This window comes from Marinoscillum pacificum, from assembly GCF_024714495.1.
Taxonomy (GTDB): Bacteria; Bacteroidota; Bacteroidia; order Cytophagales; family Cyclobacteriaceae; genus Marinoscillum; species Marinoscillum pacificum.
Genome location: NZ_JAMZMJ010000003.1, coordinates 55,395 through 73,562, shown reverse-complemented (window position 1 = coordinate 73,562; position 18,168 = coordinate 55,395). Strand labels below are relative to the sequence as shown.

18 protein-coding genes are annotated in these 18,168 nt (G+C 40.1%); 9 read left to right on the top strand and 9 right to left on the bottom strand.

Features of this window, described 5'->3' with window-relative positions:
- Nucleotides 1-18: 18 nt before the first annotated feature.
- From NXS00_RS09610 to porX, 3 genes are read right to left on the bottom strand one after another with little or no spacing between them, the layout of a single operon-like run.
- Nucleotides 19-1,245 (bottom strand): alanine dehydrogenase, encoded by a 1,227-nt coding sequence (locus tag NXS00_RS09610; RefSeq protein ID WP_258098969.1) that lies wholly within the window; start codon nt 1,243-1,245, stop codon nt 19-21.
- On the bottom strand, nt 1,238-1,663 hold the full coding sequence (tsaE, locus tag NXS00_RS09605) for a tRNA (adenosine(37)-N6)-threonylcarbamoyltransferase complex ATPase subunit type 1 TsaE (protein ID WP_258098968.1): 426 nt from the start codon (nt 1,661-1,663) through the stop codon (nt 1,238-1,240). The genes NXS00_RS09610 and tsaE overlap by 8 nt, the downstream gene beginning before the upstream one ends.
- Entirely contained in the window at nt 1,660-3,213 is a 1,554-nt protein-coding gene (gene porX, locus NXS00_RS09600) for a T9SS response regulator signal transducer PorX (protein ID WP_258098967.1), read from the bottom strand. The genes tsaE and porX overlap by 4 nt, the downstream gene beginning before the upstream one ends.
- A 176-nt stretch (nt 3,214-3,389) precedes the next feature.
- Between porX and NXS00_RS09595 the strand changes: the two genes are divergently transcribed.
- The 7 genes from NXS00_RS09595 (at nt 3,390) to NXS00_RS09565 (ending at nt 9,688) form a co-directional block, all read left to right on the top strand.
- Nucleotides 3,390-4,634, top strand: coding sequence for an HD domain-containing protein (locus NXS00_RS09595; protein WP_258098965.1), 1,245 nt, complete (start codon nt 3,390-3,392; stop codon nt 4,632-4,634).
- Nucleotides 4,634-5,695, top strand: a complete 1,062-nt coding sequence (gene lpxD / locus NXS00_RS09590) for a UDP-3-O-(3-hydroxymyristoyl)glucosamine N-acyltransferase (RefSeq protein ID WP_258098964.1) — start codon at nt 4,634-4,636, stop codon at nt 5,693-5,695. The genes NXS00_RS09595 and lpxD overlap by 1 nt, the downstream gene beginning before the upstream one ends.
- Before the next feature lie 19 nt (nt 5,696-5,714).
- A complete protein-coding gene (locus NXS00_RS09585) occupies nt 5,715-7,109 on the top strand; it encodes a bifunctional UDP-3-O-[3-hydroxymyristoyl] N-acetylglucosamine deacetylase/3-hydroxyacyl-ACP dehydratase (protein ID WP_258098963.1) in 1,395 nt (464 codons plus the stop codon).
- Complete coding sequence (gene lpxA / locus NXS00_RS09580; protein WP_258098962.1) at nt 7,106-7,888, top strand: acyl-ACP--UDP-N-acetylglucosamine O-acyltransferase; 783 nt, start codon at nt 7,106-7,108, stop codon at nt 7,886-7,888. Before NXS00_RS09585 ends, lpxA begins: the two co-directional genes overlap by 4 nt.
- Nucleotides 7,888-8,487 carry an ABC transporter ATP-binding protein gene (locus NXS00_RS09575; RefSeq protein ID WP_258098961.1) on the top strand — a complete coding sequence of 200 codons (600 nt, stop codon included), beginning with the start codon at nt 7,888-7,890 and terminating at the stop codon, nt 8,485-8,487. The genes lpxA and NXS00_RS09575 overlap by 1 nt, the downstream gene beginning before the upstream one ends.
- Nucleotides 8,488-8,640: 153 nt before the next feature.
- The gene (locus NXS00_RS09570; protein WP_258098960.1) at nt 8,641-9,132 is read left to right on the top strand and encodes a hypothetical protein; all 492 of its coding nucleotides are present in this window, start codon (nt 8,641-8,643) and stop codon (nt 9,130-9,132) included.
- 55 nt (nt 9,133-9,187) lie between these two features.
- Entirely contained in the window at nt 9,188-9,688 is a 501-nt protein-coding gene (locus NXS00_RS09565) for a hypothetical protein (protein ID WP_258098959.1), read from the top strand.
- Here the strand turns inward: NXS00_RS09565 and NXS00_RS09560 are convergent, their stop codons facing one another.
- From NXS00_RS09560 to hppD, 4 genes are all read right to left on the bottom strand, one after another.
- Nucleotides 9,689-9,949 (bottom strand): acylphosphatase, encoded by a 261-nt coding sequence (locus NXS00_RS09560; protein WP_258098958.1) that lies wholly within the window; start codon nt 9,947-9,949, stop codon nt 9,689-9,691.
- 2 nt (nt 9,950-9,951) lie between these two features.
- A complete protein-coding gene (gene deoC / locus NXS00_RS09555) occupies nt 9,952-10,599 on the bottom strand; it encodes a deoxyribose-phosphate aldolase (RefSeq protein ID WP_258098956.1) in 648 nt (215 codons plus the stop codon).
- Between the two features lie 3 nt (nt 10,600-10,602).
- Nucleotides 10,603-10,974, bottom strand: coding sequence for a hypothetical protein (locus tag NXS00_RS09550; protein ID WP_258098955.1), 372 nt, complete (start codon nt 10,972-10,974; stop codon nt 10,603-10,605).
- A 67-nt stretch (nt 10,975-11,041) separates the two neighbouring features.
- Nucleotides 11,042-12,172, bottom strand: a complete 1,131-nt coding sequence (gene hppD, locus NXS00_RS09545) for a 4-hydroxyphenylpyruvate dioxygenase (RefSeq protein ID WP_258098954.1) — start codon at nt 12,170-12,172, stop codon at nt 11,042-11,044.
- Between the two features lie 125 nt (nt 12,173-12,297).
- On the opposite strand from hppD, the gene NXS00_RS09540 reads away from it, so the two are divergent.
- Nucleotides 12,298-12,876 (top strand): hypothetical protein, encoded by a 579-nt coding sequence (locus tag NXS00_RS09540; RefSeq protein ID WP_258098953.1) that lies wholly within the window; start codon nt 12,298-12,300, stop codon nt 12,874-12,876.
- A 62-nt stretch (nt 12,877-12,938) separates the two neighbouring features.
- On the opposite strand, the gene NXS00_RS09535 is transcribed toward NXS00_RS09540, so the two are convergent.
- Nucleotides 12,939-13,913 carry a deoxyhypusine synthase family protein gene (locus tag NXS00_RS09535; RefSeq protein ID WP_258098952.1) on the bottom strand — a complete coding sequence of 325 codons (975 nt, stop codon included), beginning with the start codon at nt 13,911-13,913 and terminating at the stop codon, nt 12,939-12,941.
- Nucleotides 13,914-14,202: 289 nt separating this feature from the next.
- Here NXS00_RS09535 and NXS00_RS09530 point away from each other — a divergent pair, with 289 nt between their 5' ends.
- Nucleotides 14,203-15,213, top strand: a complete 1,011-nt coding sequence (locus tag NXS00_RS09530; protein ID WP_258098951.1) for a LacI family DNA-binding transcriptional regulator — start codon at nt 14,203-14,205, stop codon at nt 15,211-15,213.
- Between the two features lie 87 nt (nt 15,214-15,300).
- On the opposite strand, the gene NXS00_RS09525 is transcribed toward NXS00_RS09530, so the two are convergent.
- Nucleotides 15,301-18,162 carry a glycosyl hydrolase 115 family protein gene (locus NXS00_RS09525; protein WP_258098950.1) on the bottom strand — a complete coding sequence of 954 codons (2,862 nt, stop codon included), beginning with the start codon at nt 18,160-18,162 and terminating at the stop codon, nt 15,301-15,303.
- Between the last annotated feature and the right edge of the window lie 6 nt (nt 18,163-18,168).

Here is an 18,168-nt window from a genome sequence, read left to right as displayed (position 1 = left end):
TTGAAATCCAATATCTACTTAAAACCTAGCAGCCATCAGCAAATTCAAATCCTTGTAGCCAAGGTTAAATTTACGTGCCAAATGGATATTGCAAATACTTCCTCTGTAGGTATAAACACCCCGCATAAACCAGGTGTGATTGAAGATCATTTCATCTATACCACCAGCATCCGCAGCATGTAGCAGCATTGGAGTGAAGATATTAGAAATAGCGATTGATGCAGTTCTTGCGACACGAGAAGCAATATTTGGAACGCAATAATGGATTACTCCATGTTTTTTGAAGGTTGGTTTCTTATGAGAAGTCATGTCGCTGGTTTCAATACAACCACCTTGATCAATACTCACATCAATGATTACCGATCCAGGCTTCATGTTACTTACCATTTCTTCAGTTACCACACACTTGTTTCTGCCCTTCTCCGCTCTTATGGCTCCAATAACAACGTCAGCATTAGAAAGTGCTCGAGTTAAAGTAGCATTATCGATAGTAGAAGTATGAATTTGCTGACCAAGCGCATGTTTGATTCTTCGAAGTTTGTAGATATGGTTGTCAAACACCTGAATGTCTACTCCAAGCCCTATAGCAGCTCTAGCAGCATACTCACCCACAGTGCCAGCACCTAAAATAACTACCTGCGTAGGAGGAACTCCAGTGATACCCCCAAGGATCACTCCCTGACCATTATTGGTATTACTTAGTAATTCAGCAGCAATCAACATCACCGTACTACCAGCTATTTCACTCATCGCTCTTACAAGAGGCAACCCTCCTACTTTGTCTTCGATGAATTCATAGCCTATGGCTGTAATTTTCTTCTTATTAAGCGCATGAATGTACTCTACAGATTGTCTACCCGACTGAAAAGCCGAAATAATAGTAGAGCCGTTATTGAGATACTCAATCTCTTCCAATGTTGGTGGTTCTACCTTCAGTACGGTATGTGCTTTGAAAATCTCTTTGGTATCTTCTACGATTTTGGCTCCAGCCTCACTGTATTGTGCATCAGAAAAATGTGCTGATATACCAGCACCCGCCTCAATCCACACTTCATGACCATTGCTAGTCAATACTTCCACTGATTCTGGCTTCAATGCCACACGACTCTCTTGTAACGAACGCTCCATTGGCACCCCAATAAACAATGATTTGGAGCTCTTCTTAATCTTAGCCGGAGCTTCCTGGGGGTATAAGCTCTGCTCTCTAGCGAGTTGAGCAAATCCGGATTTCAGTTGATCAGTCATTAGATCTGATGGTTATTTCACGTGAGTTGTCGCCTACTAATTTAATACTAATTTCCAGGTGTTTTTCAGGAATTAACTCCTTAATCATATCTGGCCATTCAATTAGGCACAAATCCCCAGAATAAAAGTATTCCTCCACTCCTATATCATAGGCTTCCTGAAGTTTTTCAACTCTGTAAAAGTCAAAATGATAAATAGGTTCGTCTTCTTCATTGCGGTATTCGTTCACAATGGAAAAAGTGGGTGAACTCATAGAATCCTGAACGCCCAATGCATCACATATTACTTTGATAAAAGTTGTTTTGCCAGCTCCCATCTCCCCTTGAAAACAAACTATTTCATAGTCAGAAAGCATGGGTACCAATTCACTGGCTACCTGTTCTAATTCAGACTCATCATTGACTAAAAACTGCTTCATTTCGGCTCTAGCTCCACAATCGGGATAATCACTTCTTCCATGCTTATCCCTCCATGCTGGAACGTATCTTTATAAAAGTTTACGTAGTAGTTGTAGTTATTTGGATATGCAAAGAAAAAGTCTTCCCGCGCAAAAGCAAAAGACGTACTCACGTTTACTTTAGGCAATCTAAATTCTTCCGGTTTTCTTGTAAATAATACCCCTTCCTCGTCAAACGCCAGGTTCTTTCCAGCCTTGTAACGCAGATTGGTGTTGGTGTTTCTGTCACCTATGATTTTGTAAGGTTTTTTCACCCGAATAGTACCATGATCCGTCGTTACCACCACTTTTACCTTTTGATTGGATAGGAACTTCAATAAATCATATAAAGAAGAGTGCTGGAACCATGACTTAGTTAAACTTCGGTATGCCGATTCATCAGGAGCCAACTCACGAATCATCTGCATGTCCGTTCTAGCATGAGAAAGCATATCTACGAAGTTGAATACGATGGCATTCAGTTGATTATTCATCAGGTTTTTGGCACCGTCCACTAACTGTTTTCCATCCTGAGCCTTGATAATCTTGTTATATGAATACTTGATATCCAGCTTTTCTCTTTCCAGATGCTCTCCAAGTAATTGCTCTTCAAACAAGTTCTTCCCATCATCACTATCTTCATCCTTCCATAAGTCCGGATGTTTTTTAGAAATATCCAATGGCATCAATCCAGCAAACAGAGCATTACGCGCATAAGCGGTAGTAGTCGGCAAAATGGAATAATAGTAATCCTTGTTGCTCACATCGAATAGCTCTGCAATATCCGGTTGAATAATCTCCCACTGATCAAAACGAAGATTATCAATCACGATTAGGAACACCGGATCGCCAGATTTCAGTAATGGAAGCACACGCTTTTTCAATACCTGATGTGACATCAATGGACGATCTACATCTGGATTGTTCAACCAGTCATAATAATTGTCGCTGATAAAATCACAGAATCTCATGTTTGCTTGAGCTTTCTGATCATTGAGGATATCGTACATGCTCTTATCCTCTGTCTCATCTATCTGAAGATCCCAGTAGACTAACTTTCTATACAAGTCTGCCCAACCTTCAAAATCTTCCAGATCTTCCACTTCCATGGTCAACTTCTGAAACTCCTGAAGATACCCTTGATTGGTGTGCTCAGAGAAGATTCGTTTGTTATCCAACAACTTCTTAACACTCAGCAAGATCTGATTAGGATTAAGGGGTTTGATCAGATAATCAGCAATTTTCGCACCGATTGCCTCCTCCATGATGTGCTCTTCTTCACTTTTGGTGATCATTACCACGGGAAGGTTGGGGTGACTTGCCTTGATATGTGTCAAAGTCTCCAAGCCAGTCATCCCAGGCATGTTTTCATCAAGAAAGACGATATCAAATTGATTTTGATCTATTTCATCCAGAGCATCTGCTCCACTATTTACCGGAGTGACCTCAAATCCCTTATTCTGTAGAAACAAAATGTGGGGTTTAAGTAAATCAATCTCATCATCTGCCCAAATTATCCGGTACTGCTGCATGTATATCTTTGTTGTTTTTATCTTAAAAAATTGAGGATTTTTCCAATCCTACTCTACTTGACGCGCTATTCTAAATTAAGTTTACACAATTGTAGGATAACGACCCGGTTTTAACATTTATTATCAAGGATCTTTGCTACAATATTGAGCTTTCAAAAACTAAAACGAACGTTATTTTGAATAAAAAGAAAATACTAAACGATCCGGTCTATGGTTTCATCACTATTCCGAATGATTTAGTTTTTGATATTATCGAGCATCCCTATTTCCAACGCCTTCGTCGTATAAAGCAACTAGGCTTAACAGATTTAGTTTATCCTGGCGCACATCACACTCGCTTTCATCATGCGATTGGTGCAACGTATTTGATGCAAAAGACCCTTGACACCCTGAGAAGCAAGGGTGTAATGATCTTTGATGCCGAATATGAAGCCGCTTTAGTTGCCATTCTTTTGCATGATGTGGGACATGGCCCATTCTCGCATACGCTTGAATTTTCTTTATTTAAAGGAGTTCATCATGAGCAAATCTCTTTGTGGATTTTTGACCGATTAAATAAAGAATTTGGAGGACGCCTCGAATTGGCTAAACAGATTTTTACTGGAAAATACCATCGAAAGTTTCTTCATCAGTTGGTATCCAGTCAGCTGGATGTAGATCGTCTGGACTATCTCAAAAGAGACAGTTTCTTCACAGGAGTTTACGAAGGAACAATTGGAGCAGAACGCATCATCAAAATGCTGAATGTGCACAATGACGAACTAGTAGTTGAAGAAAAAGGTATTTACTCCATTGAGAACTTTGTAAGTGCCAGAAGGCTGATGTACTGGCAAGTATATCTTCATAAGACTTCAGTGGCGGCTGAAGCGATGCTCATATCATTAATCAAAAGAGCTAAGAAACTGACGCAGGCTGGTAAGAGCATTCCAGCTACTCCTGCATTGCGAATTTTCATGGAAAGAGACATTACCAGACAAGAATTTTTGGATGATCCCGACTTGCTGGGAATTTTCACCATGATGGATGACACAGATATTTGGGGTTCCATAAAGATGTGGCAATCACACGATGATCCTGTATTGAGCACATTAAGTCATGATCTGTTGACCAGAAAACTCTTCACCATCAAATTATCCAATGACAAATTCGACAGCTCTGTAATTGATCGTATTCAACAACTAATCGTTGATCAAGGCTTTAATCAGAGCGAATCCAAATACTTCATACAAAGAGACTCTATTAGCAACTCTGCCTATATCCCGAAAGGTGGAAGCATTAACATTATGATGAAAAATGGCGAGATTATTGATGTAGCACAGGCATCAGACTTACCAAACATCAAAGTAATGAGTAAGATCGTTAAGAAGTATTATTTGTGCTTCCCTAGAAGTCTCAAAGTACCTGCAGATATCTTTCAGTAATGAGTGATCAAAAGCGTTTTTCATTAACTATTCGAGAACTATCCGACCTGCTATCAGGTGAAGTGATAGGCAATGAAAGTGAGTTGATTACGGGTATTGCGGAGATACAACACGCTCAAAAAGGAAGTATCTCCTTTCTTTCAAATCCAAAGTACACCAAATACATTCATTCAACTCACGCTTCTGCGCTCCTGGTCGATTCTAGTTTTGATCAATTGGACTTCCCTGATGAGTTAACTCGAATTAAAGTATCGAATGCGTATTTGAGTTTCACAGCATTACTTGAAACCTTCCAGAAATTAACCTCAACCCCACCTTCTGGGTTTGAAGAACCCTTTTTCAAAGGAGAAGGAGCTACCATTGGTGAAAATTGCTACATCGGGGCGTTTAGTTATCTAGGAAAAAATGTACAAATAGGAAATCACGTCAGAATTTTTCCTCACTGCTACATTGGAGATAATTCAGTAATCAATGAGCATACCATTCTATATCCTAGTGTAAAAATCTACCCAAATACCAAAGTTGGATCATACTGCAACCTACAAGCAGGAGCAGTAATCGGATCTCATGGATTTGGATTCGCACCTAATAAAGACGGCTCATTCACTAATATCCCACAAGTTGGTAATGTAGAGTTAGGAAACCATGTTGATATTGGAGCTAACACCACGATTGACTGTGCCACCGTTGGCACCACGCGTATAGCCGATGGTGTAAAAATTGACAACCTGGTTCAGGTAGCTCACAATGTGGAGATCGGTAAAAACACGGCTATTGCAGCGCAAACAGGTATTTCTGGTTCTGTAAAAATTGGTAAAAACGTCTTAATTGGTGGACAAACAGGAACTGTTGGTCACATAGAAATTGCCGATTTTACGAAAGTTGGCGCACGCTCAGGAATCACTAAAAACACTAAATCAGATCAGATTCTTTGGGGCGTGCCTGCTATTGATAGACAAGAGTATTTAAAGTCTTTTGCGATCTATCGGAAGTTGCCCGAGCTACAAAAGAAGATTGAGGAACTTGAAGGAAAAATCCTAAATTTGATGTTAGACAAATGAATTGGGCCAACCCCTCGCCATGAAACACTATCAGCAAACCATCAAAGAATCAGTAAGCCTCTCCGGTGTGGGTCTCCACTCAGGAGAAAAAGCCACAGTGACCTTTGTGCCAGCTAGAGTAAATCATGGCATCAAGTTTCAGCGTATTGATTTGCCTGATGAGCCTGTAATCCCTGCTGATGTCGATTATGTTATCAATGTCAACCGAGGAACTACACTTGAAAAAGATGGTGCTCAGGTTCAAACCATTGAGCATGTCTTAGCTACTTTGGTAGGCTTAGAAATCGACAACATCCTCATCAAAGTGGATAGTGCCGAGATGCCCATTATGGATGGCAGCGCCAATGACTTTGTAGAAGCCATCAAATCAGTAGGCATCAAAGAGCAAAATGCACACAGAAACTTCTTCGAAGTTCCAGAAAGTATCTTTTATCAGGACAAGGAACAGGATGTAGAAATAGCTGCTCTACCATTGGATGACTATCGCATCACTGTAATGGTGGACTACAACTCTCAGGTGTTAGGCTCACAACACGCCTCGCTTAATACGCTTTCAGATTTTTCAAGCCACATTGCTAAAAGTAGAACCTTCTGTTTCTTACATGAACTTGAATACCTATATCAAAATGGGTTGATTAAAGGCGGAGACCTAACCAATGCAATTGTTGTTGTAGACAAGAAAGTTAAAACCACAGATATAGAGCACCTTTCCAAGCTATTAGGGAAGCCTAAAGTAGATCATTATGAGCCAGGCATTTTAAACAACGAAAAACTTCATTACCCTAATGAGCCTGCTCGACATAAGTTAATGGACGTCCTTGGTGATCTAGCATTGATAGGAAGACCTCTCAAAGCACAAATATTGGCTGCTAGACCTGGACATAGTACGAATGTTGCATTTGCAAAAAAACTAAAGAAAATCATGTTGGAAGAAAGTCATTCCAACATTCCACACTACGACCCTAAACTCCCAGCAGTTTTAGATATCAACAAGATTGCTAAATTATTGCCTCACAGATATCCCTTTTTATTAATTGATAAAATATTTCATCTGGACGATCAGCAAGTTGCGGGCATCAAGAATGTCACCATGAATGAGCCCTATTTTGCAGGTCACTTTCCTGGAAACCCTGTAATGCCAGGAGTGCTTCAAGTAGAAGCTATGGCTCAAATAGGCGGAATACTAGTTATGAATACCGTTCCTGATCCAGAGAACTATTGGACCTATTTTCTGGGGATTGAAAACTTCAAATTCAGAAAAATGGTAGTACCAGGAGATACTCTGGTCATGAAATTAGAACTGATGCAACCAATTCGTAGAGGTTTCGCCAAAATGAAAGGTGTAGCCTATGTAGGTAATAACCTCGTTTGTGAAGGAATAATGACCGCCAGCATTGTGAGAAAAGATTTATGAGCAACAATCTGGTTTATATACACCCAAAGGCACATATCGGCAAGAATGTAACCATTGAACCATTTTCGTATATCGGTGAGGATGTAGTGATCGGTGACAATTGCATTATAGGACCGAATGTAACGATCAAATCCGGATCTCGAATCGGCAATCAATGTCAGATCTACCCCGGTGCTGTAATCGGCGGAGAACCTCAGGACCTTAAATTTGAAGGCGAACCCTCTACTGTAACCATAGGTGATGACGTAATCATTCGTGAATGTGTCACCATCAATAGAGGCACAGCCCTGGATCGTGGTGACACGAAAATTGGTAACAGGGTCGTCTTAATGGCTTATACGCACATCGCTCATGATTGTATCATCGGAGATGATGTGATTTTAGCTAACTCAGTCCAAATGGCTGGCCATGTTCATATTGGTGATTTTGCATTTCTTGGAGGAACCACTGCTGTTCATCAGTTTGTCAAAATTGGCGGTCATAGTATGATCTCTGGAGGTTCTTTGGTTCGAAAAGACGTCCCTCCCTATGTCACTGCGGCGAGAGACCCTCTCTCTTATATGGGGGTTAACTCTATTGGTTTAAGACGCAGAGGCTTCAATAATGACAAAATCAATGAATTGCAAGACATATATCGAGTGTTTTACGTGTCCGGTCTGAATAATTCAGATGCTCTGGAAAAAATAAAAACCGAACTTGCACCTACTACAGAACGAGATGAAATCATTCGTTTTATCGAAGACTCTAGCAGGGGTTTAATGAGAGGGGGAAAAGAATAATGCAGGTAGTATTAAGTAATATCGGCAAGAAATTCAATAGAAACTGGATATTTAAAGGAGTCAACTTCACTGCAGAATCTGGTGACTTAGTATCAATTACAGGACACAACGGATCAGGAAAATCCACATTGATTCAAATCATCAGTGGATTCATAACAGCCTCCAAAGGGACTATCACGTATTCGCCTAAAATAGAAGAAGTTCAGACTTCATTTGGTTTTGTAGCTCCTTATCAAAACCTGATTGAAGAATTTACCCTTTTAGAACACTTGGAATTTCACGCTAACTTCAAAAAAGCGCTTCTCCCCTTTGATCAAATCATTGATAAAGCCGGCTTAAAGGGCAGTGAAAACAAAATCATCAAAGAATTCTCCTCAGGAATGAAGCAAAGGCTTCGTTTATCTTTAGCCTTCTTCTACGAAGCTGAAGTTATATTTTTAGATGAGCCCACTTCCAACCTTGACAAACAAGGGGAAGCCTGGTATCAAGATTTAATACTGGACTTCAAGAGCAAAAAGACCATTTTCATCGCTTCTAATCAGGATTTTGAAATTAAAGAAGCGACAAAAAACATATTTATTGAAAATTTCAAATCCTGAACAATAAAAGATATTCAAACGACGTTAAGGCCATAACTAACTTGAAAAAATTAAATTCCTTACTTTAATAATCATAGGTTAAATCATTTAAATCCTATACTTTTGATAATGTTGTAGAAATACAGCCTATCTATTTACCTCTATAATTGAAATATGAAGAGATTCACTCAACTTCTAACAGCCTTAGTAATTTGTTCATTAGTGGTTTTCGTTTCTTGTAAGAAAAAGAAGAAAGACGAAGATCCAGATCCACGTGATGAATTTGGAACAGTTTTGGACGGTGGTTCATGGACACCTTCTTCTGTAACCTTCGATGGTTCTAACAGAACTGAATGGGAAGGGTTCGTTTTAGGATGGACTTACAACACTGAAACCAATGCAGGTACTTATTCTACTTCCGGTGTTCCAACTGATGATGGAGCTGCTGATGTTTGGGGAAGCGGTGTAGTGGCATGGTCATTTGGAGGATCTGAAGAGACTCCTGATATCAGCACTATTATCCGATCTACTGATGGTTTACAAATGAGCGTAACACCAGATAATGTGGAGGCTCCAACTCAATTGGTGATCACATTTAGCAACGCACCAGAAAGTAGAGTTGAAGGTTTCGAAGGAAACTGGAGCTTTACTTTAGTTAAGCAATAAGATTTAAGTCATTAATTTATAAATTTGAGGAACGGTAATCACCGTTCCTTTTTTTATGCAACATTACCAGGACAAATACTTCGAACAGGACAAAAACTCCATCCTCAGAGCTGCTCAAGGCTTTGTGGAACCCCAACTTTTGAAAAGATGGGTAGAAGTAGCCTACAAAACGTACATGTTGCTGGAAAATCCGCTTGGATTGGAAGATGCTTTCATCATCAAACTGAAAGGAATCAAAGAATACGATTACGAATTTCTTCAGGAACTCTACGAAATCCTATCTGCGATTTACAGATATGAGCGTGGAAACAATCAGCTGGAAATTATCTGGGATGGTCGTTCACACTATGAAGTATATGCAGAAGCATGGCAGGAAGAGTTTGATAACTGGATCAAGTATTTCTGCTCCAAACCTGAAGTATATAGATCCATTCTGAAAGCTTGTATCCTACGCCAGGGCATGAACAACAAGTTTTTGTATTACGCCATTAGAAGGGTGATCTTGGGACACTTCAACCTGAAAATCACTCGAACTAAGATGCTGAAGGCAGCTTAATCACCTTCTGATCTCAAAGGAATCAAAGGCTTCATCAGCAACTTCCTCCACTTCCTGACGATCAACTCTAGCAAATTGAGGTCCTGTCTTAGTCCATTCAACTAATTCGTTTACTCGCTCTCCCTGAGCGAAAATAGATACTGATCCATCTGCTTCATTTCTAACCCAGCCAGTTAACCTGAGATCGTCAGCTACGCTTTTGGTGGTAGCACGATAAAACACACCCTGAACCTTTCCGAATACTCTTATTTTTACCGCCATGATTACCCGTTTACAATTTGTGCAGCACTTGATGTGCCGATTCTATCTGCACCTGCCTCTATAAGCTGAATTGCTTGTTTTCTTGTTTTGATCCCTCCAGAGGCTTTAATGCCTACACTTGAAGGAAGCACTTCTCTCAGCAATTTTATATGATGTACAGTAGCTCCTCCATTGGTCACCATTCCTGTAGAGGTTTTCACAAAGTCTACTCCTGCATCTGAGCACAGTCTAGCAGCTCTTACAATTTCCTCATCTGTAAGGTATGCAACTTCTATGATCACTTTCAGCATGGCATCATATTCATGAGCGAGCTTAGAGAGTTTAGCAAATTCAATTTTAGGCCATGGCATGCCATCTTTGAATGCAGATACATTCATTACCACGTCAAGTTCATTGGCTCCATCACGTAAGGCCAGCTTTGCTTCCTCAACCTTGGTTTCTGTCATTTGATACCCTAATGGAAAACCAATAACAGTCACCAATGATAAATCAGCATCACCAATTTCTCTGGAAGCTCTTTTTACCCAGAATGGAGGTACACAAACACCAAATACTTCCAATGCTTTTGCTTCTGCTATCAGAGCATCTACATCATTACCAGTAATGGTAGTTTGAAGATTTGTTGATTCAATAAATCGTCTGATATTCATAGGTTAATGCCAAAGACCACATTCTTTACAGAACTTTTTCTTTCCATTCTTCCTCTTCTTGGGAGGCTTTTTATGACCAAAATATAAAGGATTAGTGTAGCGAGCTTTATTCATTTTTCGCTCTTCTTTGGCTTTTTGCTCCAGCACTGCTGAAACTCGCTCTCGAAAATCTTCAGATTCCTCTTGATATGTTTTAAACTGTGGTTTTTGCTTCTTCTTAAACAGACCAAACATAAAACCTTTCTTCTCTTTTTTGAAAGCCTGATATCTTGGAGCAGGAGCTTTTGGAGTATTTACATCGCGTGTAGACTGCCCATAGCCAACTATCACCACTCCCATCAAGAAGAACAGTATTAAAACATACTTCCTATTCATACACACAAATTTTTCGAGATTCTAAAACCTCATTTACCTAATCCTCAAACGTAAGAAACCCTAAATATTATAGGGTTCCACGAATTTCTTGTTCTCTTTCTATCGCTTCAAATAACGCTTTGAAGTTTCCTTTCCCAAAAGACTTAGCTCCTTTTCGTTGAATAATCTCAAAGAAAAGTGTAGGCCTTGGCTCAATTGGTTTAGTGAAGATCTGCAACAGGTATCCCTCATCATCACGATCCACCAAAATTCCCAGTTCTTTTAACGGCTCTAAGTCTTCATCAATTTCACCTACTCTGTCGAGCAAATCATCATAATAAGTGCTTGGAACTCTTAAAAACTCAATACCTCTATCTCTCAGTGCTGTAACCGTCTCTACAATATTATCAGTTGCTACCGCAATATGCTGCACTCCTGCACCTTCGTAAAAATCCAAATATTCTTCTATCTGAGACTTCTTTTTACCTTCTGCTGGCTCATTAATAGGGAATTTGATTCGGCCATTTCCATTACTCATCACCTTACTCATGAGCGCAGTATATTCAGTAGAAATATCCTTATCATCAAACGAAACCAACTGTGTGAAGCCCATCACGTCAGCATAGAAATTGACCCAGGTTTTCATTTCACCCCAGCCGACATTACCTACCATATGATCGACATATTTCAACCCAACAATAGATGGATGGTAACTCGTCTTCAATTCTCTATAACCTGGTAAGAAAATGCCATGATAGTTTTTACGCTCAATAAAAATATGCACCGTCTCTCCATAAGTATAAATACCAGCCTTTACCACTTCGCCTGTATCGTCCGTCTCTACTACTGGCTCCATGTATGACTTGGCTCCTCTCTTGATCGTTTCTTCGTAAGCCTGACGAGCATCATCGACCCAAAGAGCAACTACTTTAATACCGTCTCCATGCTTATCGATATGTTCACCAATTGCTGTACCAGACTTCAGTGGAGATGTCAAGATTAGCCTGATCTTATCCTGAACCAAAACGTAAGATTCCCGGTCTTTCAAACCTGTTTCCAAACCTGCATAAGCTAAATCCTGAAAACCAAAGGCTGTTTTATAGAAGTGGGCAGCCTGTTTGCAATTACCTACATAAATTTCTAAGTAGTCCGTACCATTGATAGGCAAAAAATCAACTGAAGCGGGGGTGAGTTGATCCTGGGTTAACGCTTTTTCCATATTTTAATGTTTTTTACGAATTTAAAGTGAATAGATTGCCTGACAAAAGATACCAGCCATAGCTTTTGTTACGTTTAGCTTTGAGGTGCTTATTTTTGCAACCCGTGTGTTTTTAACAGTAGTTCATGAAATCAATTCAATCCGTACTTTTCATTCTTATTTCTTCAGTCCTCTTTAGTCAAACTCCTGTGGATGGTTACTTTTCTAAAAGAATAGACCAGGCTGTGGACATGATGAACATGGGTGAATATGAAAAAGCAAATGACGAGTTTACAGATATTCTCAAAAATATTACTGCAGTTCCAACAGACTTAGCTTTTTACTTCGGGAAAAACAGTTATCACCTGAGCAAATACAAGCAAAGTATCAACTGGCTGAACAAATACATCCAACTAAAAGGAACACAAGGACGCTTTTATGATGAAGCTGTTTCCACACTTAATCTGGCCGAAGAAGCTTATATTAAGAAAGCTAAAGCAAGTAGCGAAGCGATGATGGAAAGTTTGACCAGTGGAGAATTTGACTGTGGAGGCATGGACAAAATCATTTGTCCTGTATGTAAAGGTGAGGGAGTGGTTTTCAAAAAAGGAGCATTCGAAACGCTCTATCAAACATGTCCTTACTCTGCAGGCGAACCCTACATCACATGTGAAGAATATAACCAGTTCATGCGTGGCGAAATGGAGCCTAAGATTAAAAACTAAGGCATAAAAAAAGTCTCCTTAATACCTCAAGGAGACTCGTATCAATATTCTATAGTTGAGAATTACCAACCTAAAACGTAAGCAAAAATCAACGGTGCCACAATGGTCGCATCTGATTCTACAATAAATTTAGGTGTATCGGCATCCAGTTTACCCCAGGTAATTTTCTCATTTGGAACAGCTCCACTGTAAGAACCATAACTCGTAGTTGAGTCAGAAATCTGGCAGAAGTAACTCCAGAAAGGCACATCTTCTTTCTCTAAATCCTGATACAGCATTGGCACTACACAAATTGGGAAATCACCGGCAATACCTCCACCAATTTGGAAGAATCCAATACCTTCAGAACCTGCTTCTTTCAAATACCAGTCAGCTAAGAAAGTCATGTATTCGATACCGGACTTCATGGTGCTTGGCTTCAACTCACCTTTGATACAATACGAAGCGAATATGTTACCCATGGTAGAATCTTCCCAACCTGGAACTACCATTGGCAAGTTCTTCTCCATTGCGGCAAGCATCCAGCTGTTTTTTGGATCAATTTCATAATACTGCTCCAAAACCCCAGATTTCAACAATTTGTACATGAACTCATGAGGGAAGAAACGCTCACCAGCATCTTCAGCATCCTTCCATATCTTGAAGATATGCTCTTGAAGTCTTCTGAACGCTTCTTCTTCAGGAATACACGTATCAGTTACTCTATTCAATCCTTGATCTAACAACTCACGCTCTTGCTCTGGTGTTAAATCACGGTAATTAGGAATTCTTTTATAATGTGTATGAGCGACCAAATTCATCAAATCTTCCTCCAAGTTGGCACCTGTACAAGATATGATCTGAACTTTGTCATTGCGAATCATCTCAGCCAGAGAAATTCCCAGTTCTCCAGTACTCATAGCACCAGCAAGGGAAATCAACATCTTCTTACCACTTTCCAAATGGCTCTTATAGCCTTTGGCTGCATCTACTAATGCCGCGGAGTTGAAGTGAAGAAAGTGTTTCTCAATAAACGAGGTGATTGGTTTATCAGCCATAATTCAATGTTTTAATATGTGTACAAAAATATGCTTAGCAAATTGACTTATCAAATATTAACATGGCTGAAGATCGAGTATTTGAAAATAATGCGATCCACTTTTTCAGTGTACCAATATTAGAATAAGATTAAAAAAATTGCCTGGTTCCAACTAGTCACTGGTATTGTGAACGACTAAATTCATTAAATTCTCATAAAAAAGGCCAAATTTGCGCACAGAACAATCAATAATTCAATTTCACATCTTCACCTATAAGTGCTGAGATAACGAGAATCCGAAAGATTTAATGAAGAAAGACATCACTATTTATGACATAGCAAAGGAGTTTGGTGTTTCCGCTTCTACCGTTTCCAGGGCGCTAAAAGGTCATAAGAGTATCGGCAAAAAGAGAACCGCAGAAATTAAAAAGTATGCGGAAGAAATGGGCTATCAGGTCAATTCATTTGCTGCCAAATTACGTCAGCAAAACACCTTCACTCTGGGTGTCGTGGTTACCTGGATCAATCAGCCTTTCTTCTCTTCTATGATATCAGGAATTGAATCCATTGCCCGATCTAAGGGTTACAATGTAATCATCTCCCAAACGCATGACAAACAGGATTTGGAAAAAGAGATTGTTCATAACATGCTGAATAGTCGTGTGGAAGGGCTAATCATTTCTTTAGCAATTGAAACAGAAGATTTTAGCCATTTTGAGCCTTTTAAAAAGAGAGGCATCCCTATTGTTTTTGTAGATCGAGTACCTACGGATTTGGTTGGAGACAAGGTCATAATAGACAACTTTGAGTCTGCCTTTAAAGCTACAGAACACCTCATTCAGCAAGGCAACAAACGAATAGGTCATATTACTGGTAAAGGAAAATTCATTTTCCAACAAAGAAAGGCTGGTTATCTGGCTGCTTTAGAAAAATATGGCTTGACTGTGGAAGAGGAATTGATTGTAAGTGCTCCTTCATTGAACGAGGAAAATAGTATCGACATGGCAAGAACATTACTAACCAAAAAGAATCGTCCTGATGCTATTTTTGCTGCTATTGACTCTACAGCCGTAAGCACTATTTTGTTGGCAAAAGAGATGGGAATTAAGGTTCCAGAACAATTGGCAGTTGTTGGTTTTAACAATGATCCAATCGCATCCGTTGTGGACCCACCACTTACCACGATATCACAACCTCCTGTGATGATGGGAAAAATAGCTGCCGAGCATGTACTTAACATCACCGAACATGCACCTGAAGTCATCACGTTGGACACCGAATTAATCATAAGAGGTTCATCAGTTAAAACCTCAAACTAAGCAACTAGAACATAATAGAGGCTGCATTAAAAGCCCCTTTTAATACAGCCTCAAAACATGGTCGCCTAATCTCACGCTGAATATTTTTTATTTCATTTTACTCGTTGGTGGCCCGAGGTAACTTGATTTTAATCCACCTGCGTCAATAACAAATTGCTGAAAAACAACTCCAGGATCAATCATCCAAACTTTGAGCGTATGAACACCCGCAGAAATATTGGAATGGTCTGATGTCATTTTTTTAATGTGGTCCGTCACGGAATCATTCCACCATTTTGGATACTCCCAATCCGGCTGGGTTTCACCCGCATGTATATTGATGATTTGTGGTTCTTCATCATCAATAGATATGGCAAATTTCAAACCCTCATTTTTCTTATAGTTCAATGTTGGCGAAACATAGGTTTTCAGTTTTAAATCCCCACCATCAAGCAAGGTAAATTCATACTCGAGTAATGGCGTATTCTTACCAATTGACTGCTGAAGAGCATTGGCTGGCTCTATGGTCATGGAAGAACCTGTTCTACCCATATTAGACACTTTCACCCATTGAATCTCTTTTGCGCTTTGTTTGAAAGAGTAAGCTGTCGCTGGAATGGAAACCACTCCATTGTTTTCCACAAACCCTTTCGTCTCTGGCAAACTCTGACGAACAGGAACCTCGATCGTATAAGTCCTATCTGATCCATTTTGCTTCAATGAAATTTGACCTTTTTCTACATCAGCAGGAACCTTGTCCCACTTTATGCTTACCTCAATTCTCTCCTCATACTTTACCTTGCCACTCGTTTTGGATAACAGAATCCAATCTTCCGAGGCACTCAATTCATAGCTTAGTTCGCCTCCTCCTCTATTAAACACTTCCAGGTAATAGTGCTGATCATTGATCGGATCAAAAGAAGAGAAGCCGTTGCTAAACAATCCACCTTTTGACCATCTAGATTCTGCTCCATGCTCTACCACATATCCCAGCGAAGGATTTTCATCTACTTGAATGTAGGAAACGGCAGGCATTTTATCATTTGAAGGATTGTTCCAGCTTTCATAGCCAATGTGTACCTGATCCATGAAGTGATTCCACTTACCATCATTATTCTGATGATAAGCTTCAGTGAGTTCATCATCTTTAAAGAAAAGCTCTTTGGTCTTATCCGCATAAAAATTGGCCGAAGCCCTTCCTTGCCTGGAATAAGCCTGATTCTTTCCTGCAGCGATATACATTTCGTTCAGATTAGCGCATAGAGCTACTGGCGAAAGGACCAACTGATAGAATGCTGATTGATGGCTGGCAGGTAGTTTTTCATAGATACTTTCACTTCGCTTTAGCAAGTCCTGATATTCAGCAAGCACACGGTCCGCTTCTCGATAATAGAATAAACTGTATGTATCTGGCTTCAGCATTTCTGGTGTTCGGCGCGCATTGTATTTGGTATACAGAGATAGTATCTCCCCAATTTCTTCAGCATATTCCCCTCCAAACTGAAGCTTTGCCCATTTGGAGTAATATACTGGTAAGTCCTTTGCCTCCATCGTGGATGCATCCCACGCAAAATCAAGAAAAAAGCTGATCGGAAGCTCCATAGGCTTGATATCCCCAACATTGACAATCCACAGGTCCTTCACTCCCCAATCGTAAGCCAGATTCATTTGCTCCCACGTCCGCTCAATCTGCGTGACATTGAGCCAGCGGTAAGAAACCGGACCTCCTACATAGTCGAAATGATAATACATGCCAAACCCACCTGAACGTCCCAAATCCTCCTTCTTTGGCAATATTCTCACGTTCCCCCAATTGTCGTCACAGAACAGCACCATGATATCTTCAGGCACTCTCATGCCCTGATCATAATAATCCTGCACTTCTTTGTAAATCGCCCAAACCTGTGGCGTCTCAGCTGCGGGCTTCCCCGTCACTTCTTCAATAATATCTCTTTGTTCAGCAATGATTTCTTGTAGCAAAGGCACAGCAGCATCCTCAGACATGGCCTCATCTCCATCGCCACGCATGCCCACAGTAACCACACTTTCGTATTTTCCCATGCGCTCAATACCGCCTTTCCAAAACTCGTTTAGCTTTTCCTTATTGGTCTGAAAATTCCAGGCTCCATTATCCTCTCGTCCCCACTCATCATGTGCTCTCATGAGTGGTTCATGATGGCTTGTGGAGATAACTACTCCCAGCTCGTCAGCCAATCGAGCATTTTCTGGATCATCAGCGGAGAAAGCTCTTGGTCTCCACATGGCAGGCCATAGATAGTTGCCGCCAGATCTTAGAATTAATTCGAATACTTGTGAATAAAACGCTGCACCAAATTCACCGAACTTCTCTCCTACCCAACCTGTCAAGGCGGGCGCTTCATCGTTGATGAAAATACCTCGATACTTCACATCCGGCTCACCTTTAGTATGTCTACCTGGCTTAATGTAAATACTGGAGTTTTTGACAATAGGTGCATCCGCCCACCAATACCAAGGTGAAACACCAATTTGACGAGAAAGCTCGAACATTCCGAAAATAGCACCTCGCTTATCACTCCCGGCAATAACCAAAGCATTCCTTATTCCTTCAAATGGCTGGGAAACACTGGTCACGATAAACTTTTCCCACTTTCCTTCTAAATCATCCGTTTTGAACTTCTTAGAGTCCCTTAGCTGATGGATGAACGAGCTTTTATCTGTACTTCCAACAATTATCACTTGACCAGAAACGTCCGAAACTTTCTGAATTACTTTAACAGTGTTACCAGTAACTTCTTCCAGATCTTTTTTGAACATTTCAACTATTCTGTGCACTCCTTTGTAATCTTCAGCAGCAACAAGAATAGAGATCTGCTGTCCGGGTTCAGAAAGCGTAAAAGCATTTTTTAAAGGCGAGAACGACACAAATTCCTGTGCAAACAAACTACTCATAGAAATCATGAACAAAGCAACAAGTGAAAGGTGTTTCATAACAAT